The sequence below is a fragment of the Stutzerimonas sp. KH-1 genome, from assembly GCF_054483855.1.
Genome location: NZ_CM137011.1, coordinates 2,259,014 through 2,273,513, shown reverse-complemented (window position 1 = coordinate 2,273,513; position 14,500 = coordinate 2,259,014). Strand labels below are relative to the sequence as shown.

13 protein-coding genes and 2 pseudogenes are annotated in these 14,500 nt (G+C 62.7%); 14 read left to right on the top strand and 1 reads right to left on the bottom strand.

Going from position 1 to position 14,500, the window contains the following annotated elements; all coding sequences use genetic code 11:
* The first annotated feature begins 687 nt into the window (after positions 1-687).
* The 14 genes and pseudogenes from ACX1DW_RS10910 (at position 688) to ACX1DW_RS10845 (ending at position 11,802) form a co-directional block, all read left to right on the top strand.
* Entirely contained in the window at positions 688-924 is a 237-nt protein-coding gene (locus ACX1DW_RS10910) for a hypothetical protein (RefSeq protein WP_013982118.1), read from the top strand.
* Between the two features lie 25 nt (positions 925-949).
* Positions 950-1,174, top strand: a pseudogene (locus tag ACX1DW_RS10905) (hypothetical protein); the annotation flags it as partial.
* A gap of 46 nt (positions 1,175-1,220) precedes the next feature.
* A protein-coding gene (locus ACX1DW_RS10900; protein ID WP_197674156.1) for an IS3 family transposase occupies positions 1,221-2,401 on the top strand; the annotation gives its coding sequence in 2 pieces (ribosomal slippage) (positions 1,221-1,476 and positions 1,476-2,401; 1,182 coding nt in all).
* Positions 2,398-2,598, top strand: a pseudogene (locus ACX1DW_RS10895) (hypothetical protein); the annotation flags it as partial. The gene ACX1DW_RS10900 and the pseudogene ACX1DW_RS10895, both read left to right, overlap by 4 nt.
* A gap of 250 nt (positions 2,599-2,848) precedes the next feature.
* Complete coding sequence (locus tag ACX1DW_RS10890; protein WP_458993347.1) at positions 2,849-3,565, top strand: DUF5983 family protein; 717 nt, start codon at positions 2,849-2,851, stop codon at positions 3,563-3,565.
* 290 nt (positions 3,566-3,855) lie between these two features.
* The gene (locus ACX1DW_RS10885) at positions 3,856-4,653 is read left to right on the top strand and encodes a hypothetical protein (RefSeq protein WP_011805442.1); all 798 of its coding nucleotides are present in this window, start codon (positions 3,856-3,858) and stop codon (positions 4,651-4,653) included.
* Between the two features lie 65 nt (positions 4,654-4,718).
* Complete coding sequence (locus tag ACX1DW_RS10880) at positions 4,719-5,084, top strand: DUF3085 domain-containing protein (protein WP_019751269.1); 366 nt, start codon at positions 4,719-4,721, stop codon at positions 5,082-5,084.
* A gap of 344 nt (positions 5,085-5,428) precedes the next feature.
* On the top strand, positions 5,429-5,980 hold the full coding sequence (locus ACX1DW_RS10875; RefSeq protein ID WP_458993346.1) for an STY4534 family ICE replication protein: 552 nt from the start codon (positions 5,429-5,431) through the stop codon (positions 5,978-5,980).
* Positions 5,981-6,035: 55 nt separating this feature from the next.
* On the top strand, positions 6,036-6,647 hold the full coding sequence (locus tag ACX1DW_RS10870) for a DUF3275 family protein (RefSeq protein ID WP_011805439.1): 612 nt from the start codon (positions 6,036-6,038) through the stop codon (positions 6,645-6,647).
* Positions 6,648-6,736: 89 nt separating this feature from the next.
* Positions 6,737-7,102 (top strand): hypothetical protein, encoded by a 366-nt coding sequence (locus tag ACX1DW_RS10865; RefSeq protein WP_011805438.1) that lies wholly within the window; start codon positions 6,737-6,739, stop codon positions 7,100-7,102.
* 85 nt (positions 7,103-7,187) lie between these two features.
* Positions 7,188-7,838, top strand: a complete 651-nt coding sequence (locus ACX1DW_RS10860) for a hypothetical protein (RefSeq protein ID WP_011805437.1) — start codon at positions 7,188-7,190, stop codon at positions 7,836-7,838.
* 65 nt (positions 7,839-7,903) lie between these two features.
* Positions 7,904-9,013 carry a DUF6094 domain-containing protein gene (locus ACX1DW_RS10855; protein WP_011805436.1) on the top strand — a complete coding sequence of 370 codons (1,110 nt, stop codon included), beginning with the start codon at positions 7,904-7,906 and terminating at the stop codon, positions 9,011-9,013.
* A 101-nt stretch (positions 9,014-9,114) separates the two neighbouring features.
* Entirely contained in the window at positions 9,115-9,420 is a 306-nt protein-coding gene (locus tag ACX1DW_RS10850) for a hypothetical protein (protein WP_011805435.1), read from the top strand.
* Positions 9,421-9,531: 111 nt separating this feature from the next.
* Positions 9,532-11,802 carry a helicase-related protein gene (locus tag ACX1DW_RS10845; protein WP_019751267.1) on the top strand — a complete coding sequence of 757 codons (2,271 nt, stop codon included), beginning with the start codon at positions 9,532-9,534 and terminating at the stop codon, positions 11,800-11,802.
* Positions 11,803-11,968: 166 nt separating this feature from the next.
* Here the strand turns inward: ACX1DW_RS10845 and ACX1DW_RS10840 are convergent, their stop codons facing one another.
* Positions 11,969-14,497, bottom strand: coding sequence for a toll/interleukin-1 receptor domain-containing protein (locus tag ACX1DW_RS10840; protein ID WP_011805432.1), 2,529 nt, complete (start codon positions 14,495-14,497; stop codon positions 11,969-11,971).
* Between the last annotated feature and the right edge of the window lie 3 nt (positions 14,498-14,500).

The window sequence follows — 14,500 nt, the reverse complement described above, 5'->3', positions numbered from 1 at the left end:
AACGGTGTGCGCGCCCCGTCTGCCCGCCATCGGGCGACGGGGCGAGAAGGTCATTGCTCCACGAATCGCGCCCGCCGCCATTCCCTTGATCGGTGTGCCTTGCCTCGGTCATGAGGGGCTTCCTGACGCCTTGCCGCCGCGCGAGCCATGAGGAGGCCCCTTGGGCCGAGGGTATTCCGTGCCGGTGCCCGCCGGCGGAACAACGGGCTCCCTTTGTGTGTGGATGCACGCCAGAGGTTTCCGGCCCCAGCCACGAAACGGGCCGGGTGCGATTGCTGACGCAGCGAACGGCTTTGACGACGGCCCGCGCTGACGCAGCCCACAGGTGGTTTTCCTTCCTCTCCAGCCGAAGGCCCGCGTGGCCTTCGGCGCCCTGGTCCTTGCCTTGTCCCGTGACGCGGGCCTGCCCTAAAGCGGACCGTCCGCGATTCGGTTTTCCCTGCGACGGCAGCCATGCTTCGCGCCCATCCTCACGCCAATGCGTTGCTGACAGTCGTCAGCGGCATGCCCTGGCAGTCCCGGTCTTCAAGACTGCAACGCGGTTCGCCGCGTTGACCGATCCAGTCCGCTTCGCATCGCCCACCGCGGACGCTCGCCGGCCTGGCGACGATGCACTTTTCTCAACCACCCGAGGGGAACCCCATCCCCTGCGGGATGCGTGCTCCCCGACCCACCAAGGAGCACGGCATGTCTGAACCTTCCGCATCTTCCTCTGCAACCGCAGTGCGCAGTGGTGCGCTGGCGCTGGCCTGGACCGGCAAGCGTTTGCCGCTACAGGTGCTGCGCAGCGCGGCCGGCCACTACATCGGCACGCAAGACGACGAAGGCCCGGTATCGCGGGAGTCCGTCGAGTATTTCCCGAACCACCTCGCAGCACAGCGCGCCCTGGATACCCATGCCTGGACACAGCGCGCTCACCCCTGATTCCCACCCTTCAAGGAGTTCTCTCATGAATCTGTCTTTACCCGAAGACGTGCTCGATCAGATGGCGCTGGAACAGGCGCACTTCGACGCTGCACCGCAGGCCTTCTTCGAGGCCTGGAAGCGCGGCGCGCAGATCGCCGGCCACGAGTGGTTCGGCGACGGCACACGCGAAGGTCTGCAGCATGCCACCACCAAGTGGGACCTGCGGCCCAACATGCTGATGCTCAACGACTGTAGTGGTCTAATTTCCCCGGACACCTCGATAGGTGGAAAATGCATCTATCGAGGAGTTTTTCATGACCACCAAACGCAGGACATTCGACGACAGCTTCAAGCTGCAAGTCGTGAAGATGATCAAGGACCAGGGGCTGACCGCTCCGCAGGTCTGTCGCGATCTGAATATTGGTGAGACAGCCGTCCGGCGCTGGGTTCAGCAGTACGAGGCTGAGCAATTGGGTCAGCCCGGGATCGGTAAACCACTAACATCCGAACAGCAGCGAATCCGGCAGCTGGAGCAGGAAAACCGCCAGCTCAAGATGGATAACGATGTATTAAAAAAAGCCACCGCCTTCTTTGCCCGCGAGCTGAAGTAACGTATCGCCTGGTTCGGCAGCTGCAACAGAAGGCTTATTCGGTGGCGTATGTCTGTCGGCTGCTGGGGGTCAGCCGATCGGGGTTCTACGAGGCAAACAGGCGTGCCGACACGCCAGCATCGGTTTGCCCCGTGACCGTGCAGCTCAAAGCGTCGTTTGATGCGAGTGGCGGCTGCTATGGGAGCCGTCCGTTACGTAAAGCGTTGCGCGCCAAGGGTATGGAAATCGGCGTTTATAAAATTCGTCGCTTGATGCGTGCCAACGGCCTGCGTTCGGCTTGGAAGCGTAAGTTTGTGCACACGACCGATAGCAAGCACGACCTGCCAGTTGCCGACAATGTACTGAATCGTCAATTCGAGCCTGAGGCGGTAAACAAGGCCTGGGTAGCGGACATTACCTACATCCGGACCCGCAGCGGCTGGCTGTACCTGGCTGTGGTATTGGATTTGTTCTCACGCAAGATCGTGGGTTGGTCCATGGCCCCGAACATGCCTGCCGAGCTGGTGTGTAGTGCAATGCAGCTGGCAATTGCTCAGCGTCAACCGCCACCTGGCCTGATCGCCCACTCGGATCGCGGTAGCCAGTACGCCAGCGCAAGCTACAGAGCGTTGCTGGCGCGAAATGACATGCAGCAAAGCATGAGCCGTAAAGGTAACTGCTGGGACAACTCAGTGATGGAACGCTTTTTTCTGAGTTTGAAAATGGAGCGGGTATGGCGCCGCGACTACGCCAATCACGCAGAAGCGATACGTGACATCGTGGAATACATCGTTGGGTTTTACAACAACGAGCGGCTGCACTCGAAACTGGGATATCTGCCACCGACCGTTTACGAGCGGGCGATGGCGTCGAAACCACCTATCGAGGTGTCCGGAATTAGTTGACCACTACAGACGCCCTGGGCGTGCTGAGCAGCGGTCAACGCATGTTCCTGTCCGCGATGGTGAGCTTCTACAACTCCCGCGAGGGCGGCGCGATGCTCAAGAGTTGCGGCTTCGAGGGGCTGTCCGACTTTGGCGGCCTCGATCTGGAACGGCGTCAGGTCATCGCTGACCTCACGTTGCACTACAACGGCTGGTGAACCGCGCCTGGCAACCCACCGTCATTTCATCCCACCCCACGAGGGACATGCGTCCCCGTTCGGGGCCATGTCCCTCCTTCCGTTCGCAGGAGCGGCCATGTCCCGAATCAGCATCTTCCACTGACCTGCGCCGCCCGCCACCAAGGTGGCCCGACGCCGCGGCCGGCTGACCGGCTGCCACTTCATCCACCCGCTGGGGTTCAATCCCCGGCAGGGGATTGCCTCGGGCATCCTCTGCTGGAAAAATCCCATGTCCCATTCCAACAACCCCTTCGTCCGCGGCTACGATGGCCTGTCCGTGCAGCGGCTGCTCGCCATTTCCTACGACGACGACTGCCCGCTGAGCTATCTGCCGCTGCACGTCTCGCAGTCGCACCTGCCGGACAGCCAGGTCGAGCGCCATGCCTGCATCTTCTGCGACGACTTCGCGCTGATCACCGAGGGCCAGAACGTGCCGCCCGAGCTGGACGCGCAGTGCCCCAGCCACGGTATCGCCCGAAACCTCGTCTACGCCGTCATGGCCGAAGAAGCCGGCCAGCCGCTGCACGTCGGCGATACCTACTCCGAGGAAGCCGCGCGCGAGGTGGTACGCCGCCTGCGCTTCGAGACCGGGTTCTACAGCCGTGCCTGGGAAATCAGTTCGGCGCACATCACCGAGGAGGCCGGTCGCTTCCTCGCCGAACTGGCGGACATCGCCACGCCGAGCGGTTTTCTGTTCGTGGCCTTCCGCATTCCCTACAGCCCGGCGGTCGGCGTGAAGCTGGTCGCCACGCCCTGGACGGATGCGAACCTGCAGCATGTCGAGGGCATCACCGCCGAAGAGCTGCGGCAGGAGCACCGGGCCAAGGGCGTGCCGGAGTCCCTCGTGGAAGTGTTGCACCTGGCTGCGCTCGCCGACGTTCGCATGTTGGTGTTCGATGCCGACGCGCCAGTGCTGGACGGGCTGACGCTCTACGACGACGAGTAACCCGCAACCCATTCGAGCCCCCACGTCGGGGCTCTTCTTTTTCGCGGAACGCGGTGCCGGCGCATTGCCGATTCCCAACGGACGGTCGCCGCCATGTGCCGCACGCTGGCCGCATGTTCGCTGGCGTTGCCGGCAGCATGCCCAGGCAGTCGAGACCTTCAAGACTGCGGCGCGGTTCGCCGTGCTGGTTGCTTCGTTCTCCGGGCGCACCCGCGTCCATCCACCTCACCCTCAAGGGACAGACCTCCCTTGCGGGCGGGAGTCCCTTGGTTGCCACAAGGAGTCTCCCCATGGATACCCAAGCCATCCGCGCACAGATGCCGACGCTCGTTGTCGGTCATGTGCCTTCCAACGTCCGTTCGTTCAAATTCAACATCTTCGACGGCCAGCCCAAGGTTTCGACGCTGGGCTTTCACATCGACCCGAAGCCTTTCGAGGGCAAGGTCATCGCCACCACCGACGAGGCCATCGTCGTCAAGACGGGACGAGCCGAGTTCGCGGTGCTCGATCGCACGCTCGTGACCGAAGTGCCCGACGAGGGCGCCAAGGTGCAGGTCGAACCCTATGTCAGACGCCGCTTCGACGGTCAGCGGGCGGACACGCCCGAGGAGCAGACCGAGTTCACCGCCGACGGCCAGCCCTACACGGTGAAGCGGTTGGTGCTCGGGTCCGCACCGGCGAAGCTGCCGATTCCCAAGCCCCGCTGCCCCGAGCTGCAGGAACTGGTCGACCAACTGGAGCAGTTGCCCGCTCCCGACGGTTTCCGGCGCGTCACCCACATGCTGGTGGATGCCGGCGCGCGGGACATCACCTGGGTCGATCCGCTGCCCGCCGACATCATCCGCACGCCGCCGGCCATCGGCTTCACCGTCGCCACGACGAAGTTCCAGGGTCGCGTCACCGTGCTGTATGAGCGTGGCCTCGACCTCTACGCGGTGGAGCTGCACCGCGACGGCGAGCTGGTCGAACGGGTCGATGAGGTGTTCTTCGACACCCTCGGCGAGACGCTGGAACGGCTGATCGACGACGGGAGTTGGCGGCGCATCCGCGTGCAGTGCCTGTCGTGTCGTAAGGCTATCCGGCACTGATCTCACAGCAGCTTCCCGCCCTCGCGGCGGGAAGCCTCTTTTCCTGCCCCCTGGAGATCACACCCATGACTGTTCGATTCAAAGGCACGGAGCTGCGGCCCGTGCTCGCCGAAGCGGTGGCGAATCAATGCCGCGTCATCCTGGTCAAGGATCAGGGCGTGTACTTCCTGGCCGAGTGCGGCGAGCGCCGACCCGATGGTCGCCAGAAGACCATCGCCTATGCCGCTGGCTGCAACCCGGATGTCGATGCCTTCGATGACTGGTGGGAGCTGGCGCGCGCCGAGTTCGGTGGCGACGACTTCGGCGAGTTCTTCGATCCGCAGGAGGGCGTGTTTGCGCGCATCCTGCACAGCGAGGACGACCTCGACGTGTCCGCCACCGCGACACACCTGTCGCTGCAGGCGGTTCCTTCCACGCCCAGCGGCAACTGACCGCCCATCCCTGGCCCCCGCTCCGGGGGCCTCTTTCTTCCCGGCAATGCGGACAGCCGCGAGTGCCGATTGCCGCTCGCCTGCGCGCCGTCCCGGCGCCACGCTTCCGGCCATGTTCCGCTGACGTCCGTCAGCGACATGCCCAGGCAGCCACGATCTTCAAGGCTGCGATGCGGTTCCGACCGCGTTGATCACTCCAGTTCGCACCGGCATCCATGCGCGAACGGCCATCGGTTCTCGATGGCGATGCCACCAAGCTGTTCCATCAACCCACGCGGGGGTTCCACACCTTCCCCGCCTTGGGTCGGGTGTGTCTCCGCCTCATTGTTCCCAGGAGATTCACCATGACCACTTCCACCGAAAAGTCCTACTTCGATCTGCACATCACCGGCCTCGGGTATCTCAATCGCATCCGCGAAGTGAAGCCCAAGAAAGGCGATGCGTTCCTGGCCTGCGACATCGCAGCCCTGAACGGTCCCAGCGATGACGTCTCGTATGTGCGTTTCGACACGCGCGTATCGGGATCGGAAGCTCAGCACCTGGCGCGCCGCTGCATTCAGGCGGTCGACGCCGAGAAGAAGGTGATGATCGGCTTCCGCCTGGGCGACCTGTGGACCGACACCTTCACCTACTCCAAGGGCAAGCGTGCCGGCGAGCAGGGTGTGAGCCTCAAGGCCCGCCTGCTGTTCGTCAGTTGGATCAAGGTCGACGGCAAGCTCGTCTACAAGGCCGAACCCAAGCCGACCGAGACCGACGAGCGGGACCCGGAAGTCCCTGTGACGTCCGACGCGCCCGCCGCGCAGCAAGCCTCGGCACCGGAGCCTTCCGAGCCCGTCGCCGATGCTGCCGACGACGCTGCCGATGCCCCCGCATTGGCCGTTGCCGAGTCGTTCTGATCCGCAAGGCCCCATCCTCGGGGCCTTGTCCTCTCTTCGCCCGCAGGAGGCCTTCATGATCACCATCCCCGGCCAACTGGCCATCAAGACCATCCACGGCAGGAACGGCGACTTCAACGTCGGCCGCCTGGCGACCTCGATCGGCGAGTTCGTCGTGAAGAACGCCGAACTCGATCAATACCGCGAGGGCAAGTACGACGGTGATTTCGTCATCGTCGAGATTCGCCCATCCACGTACAACGCCAACGGCCGCATGGTCATCGAGATCCGCGCCCATCTGGGCGGGATGACGCTGTCCAACATCGACGCCCTGAGCCGCGACGAAGCCCGCCGGCTGAGTCCGCAGGAAGTCGATCCGATCGACGAGGAAGCGCAGACGCCCCAGCCGGCATCGCCCCCGGCCAAGCCGAAGGCGAAGCCGCGCAGTCCGCGCGATCCCCTGGTCGATACCACGCCGTTCGGCAGCGAACCGGGTCCCGTGTCCGCTGCGGCCTCGGCCGAGGCAGACGACGCGGCGCTGTTCGGTGCCTTGTGGCCCCTGGGCGAGACCGTGAAGCTCGATGCGACCGTGGATCGTCGTGTGCTGCGTCAGCAGCGCGACCGTCTCGACAAGCTGGGCTACGAGTTCGCTCCGCTGTCCCAGGACTGGCACCTCCAAGCTGCCTGATCCATCCGCCGCCTTGCGCGGCATTCCGCCACCCGCCGGGGTTCTCCCCCGACGGGGAGGGCTCCGGCCATTTCTTCAAGGAGACCTTCATGGGCTGGACCTTCGTACGTCAGACGCGCGATCGGTTGATCCGCGAGCTGATCGCTCCGCAGGCGTCCGAACACGCTTGCTGCGAAGTCATCGACCACACGCTGGACGGCGACGTTCTGTGGACCGTGGTTCGCGTCACCGCCAGGCAGGCGGGCGTCATGGGCCTCGTGGCCGGTGAGTCCGTCTGCTACATCGGCTGCCATCTGCTGGAAAGCTCGGGCGGCGATTGGGGCTACAAGTCCCTCGACGAGTCCGTGCATCCGTACTACTACTCGTGCCCGCTGCGCTATCTCGACATGGCGCCGGTGCAAAGCCCTGAGTGGCGCGAGCGGGTTCACCGCTTCCACGCGGGGCGCGCTGTCTAGCGGCACGCATCTTCCTTCCACCCAACCGGGGCGAGCATGGCCCCGCGGGCTGTGGTTGCTCCTTCATTTTCAAGAGGACATCACCATGCCTGCACCTTCTTCCGCGAAACCGCTGTACCGCATCGACGAATGCCCCGACCTCATGGCCGACGGTTGCGTCGGTGACGAGCAGGGCAATCTCGTCTTTCTCTCGATCTGGGCGCGCGACACCGCCGTTCAGGAGTTCCTCGCCCGCCTGACCCTCGGCCGGGATGAACAGGGACTGGATCAGTTCCACGTCATCACCGAGCAGGGCGCATCCATCCCGGTCTTCGTCGGCAACGTCGAGGACCTGGAAAAGCGCATCACCCGTGCCTATCGGCGAACGCTGTTCGGTTCGCTGACGAATGTGTGGCTGTTCGATCGTCGCTGCGTGAAGCCAGACAAGGCCAACGCCAGCGCGCTGGCGCTTCTGCCCAGGGATTCCGCTCACCGGCTCGACCGGCTGTGGACGCTGGTGCAGGACACCTGCCCGCTGCCACTGCTCGACCACTGGCGCGACACCGTGCTGGAGGTGTTGCAGACACGGCGGATGCTGACCGGTCTTCCCTTGGCCCTCGGGCCGCTGGAAGGCCATCGGCTGGCCCTCGATGTCCCGGCGCTGACGAAGGCGTTGGGCGAGCTGATCCGCAACGGCACCCTCGGCGCCACGCAGTACGAACTGGCCGCGAACGCACCGCTTCGGCGTGTGGCGTGAGCCATCCCCACGGGCATGCGCGCCGCGCGTGCCCGCCTTCCCTCATCCATCACCAGGAGAAATCCATGACACTCATGTTTCCGCGCCTGGCGCGCAATTTCATCCGTAACGGCTACTTCCCCACCGACGAACCGACGCTGGAGCGGGCCTTGTCCGCACTGGCGCCGTCTCCCGGCGCCATGTCCATCCTCGATCCCTGCGCCGGCGAAGGCGTGGCGATCGCCGAAGCCGCTCACGCCCTCGGGCGCGAGCAGGTCCAGGCCTTCGCCGTCGAGTACGACGCCGAGCGCGCCCGCCACGCACGGCAACTGGTCGATCGCTGCATCCAAGGTGACCTGATGGACACGCTGATCTCGCGCCAGTCCTTCGGGCTGCTGTGGCTGAACCCGCCGTATGGCGACCTGAGCAAGGACGTGAACGGCAACATCGGCTATCAGGGCCAGGGCCGTGCGCGGCTGGAGAAGCTGTTCTATCAGCGGGCGCTGCCGCTGCTGCAGTACGGCGGCGTGCTGATCTTCATCGTGCCGTCCTACGTGCTCGACGCCGAACTGGTCGGATGGCTGACGCGCCACTTCGCCGACCTGCGCATCTACCGTGCAGTGGAGACGCAGTTCAAGCAGGTGGTGATCTTCGGTCGCCGGGTTCGCCAGCGCGACCAGGCGTCGGAGTCGGCCAACGCCGTGCGCGGTCTGCTGCTGCAGATCGGACAGGGTGACGCCGAAGCCGAGGAACTGCCGCTCGAATGGCCGTTCCTGCCGTACACCGTCCCTGCCAGCCCGGCCGAGCCGGAGCACTTCTATCGCGTGACGATGGAGCCCGAGCAGTTCGCCGATGAAGTCGGCCGGCTACAAGGACTCTGGCCGGCGCTCGATATGCACCTGGGCGCCGCGCAGCAATCGCTGCGTCCACCCGCGCGGGCCTTGTCGCACTGGCATCTCGCCCTGGCTTTGGCCGCAGGCGCGATCTCCGGCGTAGTGAAGTCCAAGAGCGGGCGCGTGCTCGTCGTCAAAGGTGATACCCACAAGGAGAAGACCCTCCAGACGGAATACACCGAACGCGACGACGGCTCCGTGGCCGAGACGCGCATCCTCACCGACAAGTTCGTGCCGGTCATTCGTGCATGGGACTTGACGCTGGGCTCGCCTACGTGGGGCGAAGTGCTGACCATCCGCTGATCGCTGTTCCCTGACGGTTCGCCGTCGCTTTCATCCACCCACCGGGGTCATGTCGCCCCGATGGGGTGCCGTGGCCCCTTCTTCCAGAAGGAGAAACCACCATGGCACTCGCAGTCCTCAACCTCGCGTCACAAGCACGCTTTTCGCCCGGGCAGGTGGTCATGACCGCCGGCGTTGACGAGCTGGTCCGACAGGGCCGGCTCAACCCCTCGCCGTACCTGCGCCGCCATCTTCATGGCGATTGGGGCGACCTGGACGACAGCGATCGACGGCAGAACGACGCCGCGCTGCAATCCGGTGAGGATCGTCTGTTCTCGTCCTACCAGGTCACGCGCGACCTGAAGCTTTGGATCATCACCGAATGGGATCGCAGCCTCACCACGCTGCTGCTGCCCAGCGAATACTGATCCGCATCCAGCGGCACATACACATTTCTTTGCCGCGTCTTTCTTCCCACCCAGGGGCATGTCACCGCCCCGTGGGGGAGGTGACATGCCCCATTGCTCTGGAGCATCACCATGTCCCTCGATCTCGAAACCGTTCCCGAAACCGCTGTGCAGGGCGACCTGCTCGAAGCGGCCGCTTCACCCCTCACGCTCAGCCTGCAGGACTTCGTGTCCGAGTTCGGCGACGAGCTGCTCGACTCGCTCAACCGCGCCAATCCTCCTGTCTACACCGGCCAGGTGCGGGGGCATCGGCAACTGATCCTCGCCGCGCTCAAGCGCAAGCTGTTCCCCGCGCAAGCCGATGTGGTCCACGCCGTCACCGAGCTGTTGGTCGATCGCGGCGAACGCGCCGCGATCGTCAATGGCGAGATGGGCTGCGGCAAGACGACCGTCGGCATCGCCACGGCCGCCATGCTCAACGCCGAAGGCTACCGCCGCACCCTGGTGCTCTCGCCACCCCACCTGGTCTACAAGTGGCGGCGCGAAATCCAGGAGACGGTGGCCGGTGCCAAGGTCTGGGTGCTCAATGGCCCGGACACGCTGGTCAAGCTGCTGAAACTGCGCGAGCAGTTGGGCGTGCCGGCGCAGGGGCAGGAGTTCTTCGTCCTGGGCCGCGTGCGGATGCGGATGGGGTTCCACTGGAAACCTGTCTTCGTTCGGCGGCGCGCGCCTCACGGCGACGTGGGGGCCTGCCCGGATTGCGGGCATGTCATCACCGACCTCGACGGCGAGCCGATCAACCCGGTCGAACTCGAAGCCGAGGAGTCCCGCCGCAAATGCAGCCACTGCCGTGCACCGCTGTGGTCGTTGATCCGTCCCAGAGGCCTGTCCGCCAGCGACCAGTCCTCGACCGTGCTCAAGGCACTGAAGCGTATTCCAACCATCGGGGAAGTCACCGCGCAGAAGCTGATGCAGAAGTTCGGCGACGCCTTCCTCGCGTCGATGCTCGGGGACAACATCCACGAGTTCATCAACCTGATGGATGGCAACGGCGAGCTGGTCTTCTCGGACCGGCAAGCCCATCGCATGGAACGTGCGATGGCCAACATGGAGTTCGGCTTCGGCGAGGGCGGCTACCAGCCGTCCGAGTTCATCAAGAGGCAGCTTCCCCAAGGCACGTTCGACCTGCTCATCGCCGACGAGGCGCACGAGTACAAGAACGGCGGCTCCGCTCAGGGCCAGGCCATGGGGGTGTTGGCGGCCAAGGCGCGCAAGACGCTGCTGCTCACCGGCACACTGATGGGCGGCTACGGCGACGACCTGTTCCACCTGCTGTTCCGAGCCCTGCCGGGGCGGATGATCGAAGATGGCTACCGGCCGACGAAGAACGGCAGCATGACGTCGGCCGCGATGGCGTTCATGCGCGATCACGGGGTGCTCAAGGACATCTATTCCGAGAGCACCGGCACGGCGCACAAGACAGCCAAGGGCACCAAGGTATCGGTGCGCACGGTCAAGGCGCCGGGTTTCGGTCCCAAGGGCGTGCTGCGTTGCGTCCTGCCGTTCACGGTCTTCCTCAAGTTGAAGGACATCGGCGGAAATGTGCTGCCGCCCTACGACGAGGAGTTCCGCGAAGTCGCGATGGACACGGCGCAAGCTGCGGCCTATCGCGATCTGGCGGGTCGCCTGACCCAGGAGCTGAAGCAGGCCCTGGCGAAGCGCGACACGACGCTGCTCGGTGTGGTCCTCAACGTGCTGCTGGCTTGGCCGGACTGCTGCTTCCGGTCGGAAACGGTGGTGCATCCGCGCACGCGCAACACCTTGGCCTTCGTCCCGGCTCAGTTCAACGAGCTGGAGGTGATGCCCAAGGAACGCGAGCTGATCGAGATCTGCAAGCAGGAGAAAGCAGAAGGTCGCAAGACCCTGGTCTATTCGGTCTACACCGGCACCCGCGACACCACGTCGCGTTTGAAGGTGCTGCTGGAGCAGGAAGGCTTCAAGGTGGCGGTACTGCGCGCGAGCGTGGATGCCTCCCGCCGCGAAGACTGGATCGCCGAGCAGTTGGACCGTGGCATCGACGTGCTCATCACCAATCCCGAGCTGGTGAAAACCGGCCTGGACCTGCTGGAGTTCCCGACCATCGTGTTCCTCCAGTCCGGCTACAACGTGTATTCGCTGCAGCAGGCCGCCCGGCGCTCATGGCGCATCGGCCAGAAGCAGCCGGTGCGCGTGGTCTACCTCGGCTACGCCAATTCCTCGCAGATGACCTGCCTGGGGTTGATGGCCAAGAAGATCATGGTGTCGCAGAGCACATCGGGCGACGTGCCCGAATCCGGACTCGATGTCCTGAACCAGGACGGCGACTCGGTGGAGGTGGCACTGGCCCGGCAGTTGGTGCATTGAGCGGTGCTGGACTTGGCGGCCCCTTCGGGGGCCGCTTTTCTTGTCAGGGTTCCTTTGGTGTTCTCACGGCGTACCGTCTTTGCCGCAGGGCAATAATAGTAGGTGCACACGGCGCAGATTTCTAAGCAATATGAACCCGCCGCGAGTGACCGTGAGCGCCAACCCATTATTCAGATTGAGACATCATTGAGCCGATTAACCGCATGTTACGCTCAAGCTCTGCCGTCGATTGATACTCGATCAGCTGAGTTCGTTCGGCGTCTTCTTCGACCGTCAGTCCACTCTGCGCTTGCTTGCGGTTCAGTATCGCCAGACGAAGGCCTCGGTGAACGGGCGTACTTGTGTCGCGAAGCCGACTCCAGAGTCCTTCAGCGGCTTCGACCTCACCAAATCGGATTTCGTATTTGCACCGTAGCCCAACCTGAGCGTCGTGGTTGATGGCACCAAATCGTTTCTGAAGTCGCCCGAGCGTGGTCAAAGCGCCTTCGCACTCTCCTGCCTCGATCTCGCAGTTCGCTAAATTGGCGAGAACCTCAAAGGGAGGGTGGGCTATCTTTTGGTCAGCGATACGGGCGAAGCGTAGTGCATCCTCAGGGCTCCCGTTTGCTTGTTCGAAGGTGGAGCGGCGATGCTCAGCGAATCCACTTGAATCAATGCGGTCAAGGATCTCAAGGGCGCGCTCAGCAGTAGGGAGATCGCCAAGCCTAAGCGCAATCGTGCATTTCAAATCAACTACATATGGGTTATGCGGAGACTGCTGCTCGGCCTGACGAATATACTCTTCGGCGGCTGGAAGATCCCCCGTTTCAAAAAAGCAGCTTGCCAGTTCCCGGTGGATGGCGACGCCTCGGCGGCCATTGGCGAGACTCTTCTTGTAAGCCTCGATCGCTTCAGGATACTCTCGCTTCCGTCGCGCGGCGAAGCCCCGCACGTAGTACGCCTCCTTAAGTTCACCGAGGCGAAGCAGCTCGCTGATATGCTGCTCTGCTTCATCATATCGCTCTTTCCGAATGAGAGCTTGCGCGACATAGCGTCGTACATCAACGCTATCGGGCCGCACGTCCAAGGCAGACGAACCGTACTTGATAGCGAGGTCGTAGTCTTGATCGTGATAGCTCCTAGTTGCTACGTTGATCAGATCTGCGGCAAATCCAATCGCGAATCGAGAGTCAGCCTGGCTTCCTGCAAGGAGGTTGGCTCGGAAAATCGTTTGCCCGAGATCAAGTCGTGCGTCATCGTCAGGCTCATCTGCCAGGTACGCTTCAAGAAGCTCGGCCACTTTCCTGGTATCGACGCGAAGTCCGCCAAATGCTCTGTATGCTGCATCACGGATGGGCTCTGAGATGCGATAGTGCATTCCGGCAGGCATAACAAACGCGAGGTCAAGTAAGAAGTTCAGATCATCGCTTGTATCGTGTGACGTTTGCGCGCAGTACGCCACAATGACCTGAAGTGGGAGAGGGCTGAAGCTTGATAGGATCTGCAGGATCGTCTGCATGCTCGGTGTTAGCGATCTGTTCTCCCTTAAGTGCCGGAGAAACTGTTCGGCATTAAAATTCACCAATGCACGTTGATCAGTTACGACTTGCGAGATTCCGCGAAGCCGAGCCTCATCAAGAATAAATCGTACAGCGGGAGGATAGCCACGAGCGTAGGTTGCGATTGCCGTAAGCGCGGTTCGATCGAATACCAAGCCGACGTCGCGTCCGGCGATACGCAACAGATTCTGCGTTGATGTTTGATCAAGTTCGGGGACGCGCACGGACGGGCACGGGTTTTCGGCAGGTCGATACAGCCTCCTGCTTGAAACGATCATGGCGTCAGTATCCCGATCAGACGAAATCGCGTTGTACAGCGCATCGAACTCGGGTCTCATCACGCCATTCTCGGCGGCTAGGGCGCCTTCGTCGACAAATATCGGCAACGTCCCCGCTTGGCAGGCCTGACGCAACAGAGAGGTTATCTCGTCGACCAAGTTCTCCTTCGCTTTTTGCTCTTGCTGCTTCAGAAAAGCCACCAAGTCGGAGATACCCCCTGGTGAAATCGCTTCGGCGACGCGGATCGATGTCTCAGGCAAGAGATCGCCCGCGTGGAGGTTAATTGGCAATATTGAGGCAAAGGATAGGTTGTCGCGTGCAATCGCTTGGACAAGCGAGCGTCTGCCGATACCCTTTAGGCCGTAAACGATTAGAGGCGGGCGGAAATTGGGATCTGTGAAGCCTGATATGGTTTCGAGCGATTGCTCGATCTCAGCCCTACGTCCGACAAAGTATCTCGGAATGCGCTCTCCAAGACGTTGACTGATGATACGCCGGATGTCGGTGGCGATCAGACCCGGCGATGCCTCTTTCCTGATGAGCGTTGCCCGCATCCATTCAGGAAGGTCGTCGTGGGTTAGCTCCTGATCAACGATATAGGTTGTCACCTTACTGAGTGCATTCTTGATGAGCGCTTCGGAAGCGAGTTCTATTTCTAATTTAACCCAATCTCGTTGGAGCGAGGCCCGGCTTGCAAACAGAATAAATACATCTGATCGATCGATGCCTTTGATGATGGCATCACGGAATTCATCGCCAACCGAAAACTCGAACTCGTCGTAAATGACGGCTGCGCGCCCGAGATTGCGCGCAACTTCTCTCACTATATGTTTGTCAACATGTCCGTGAGATAGAAAGGCTCTTGGGAACTTTGTCATTTT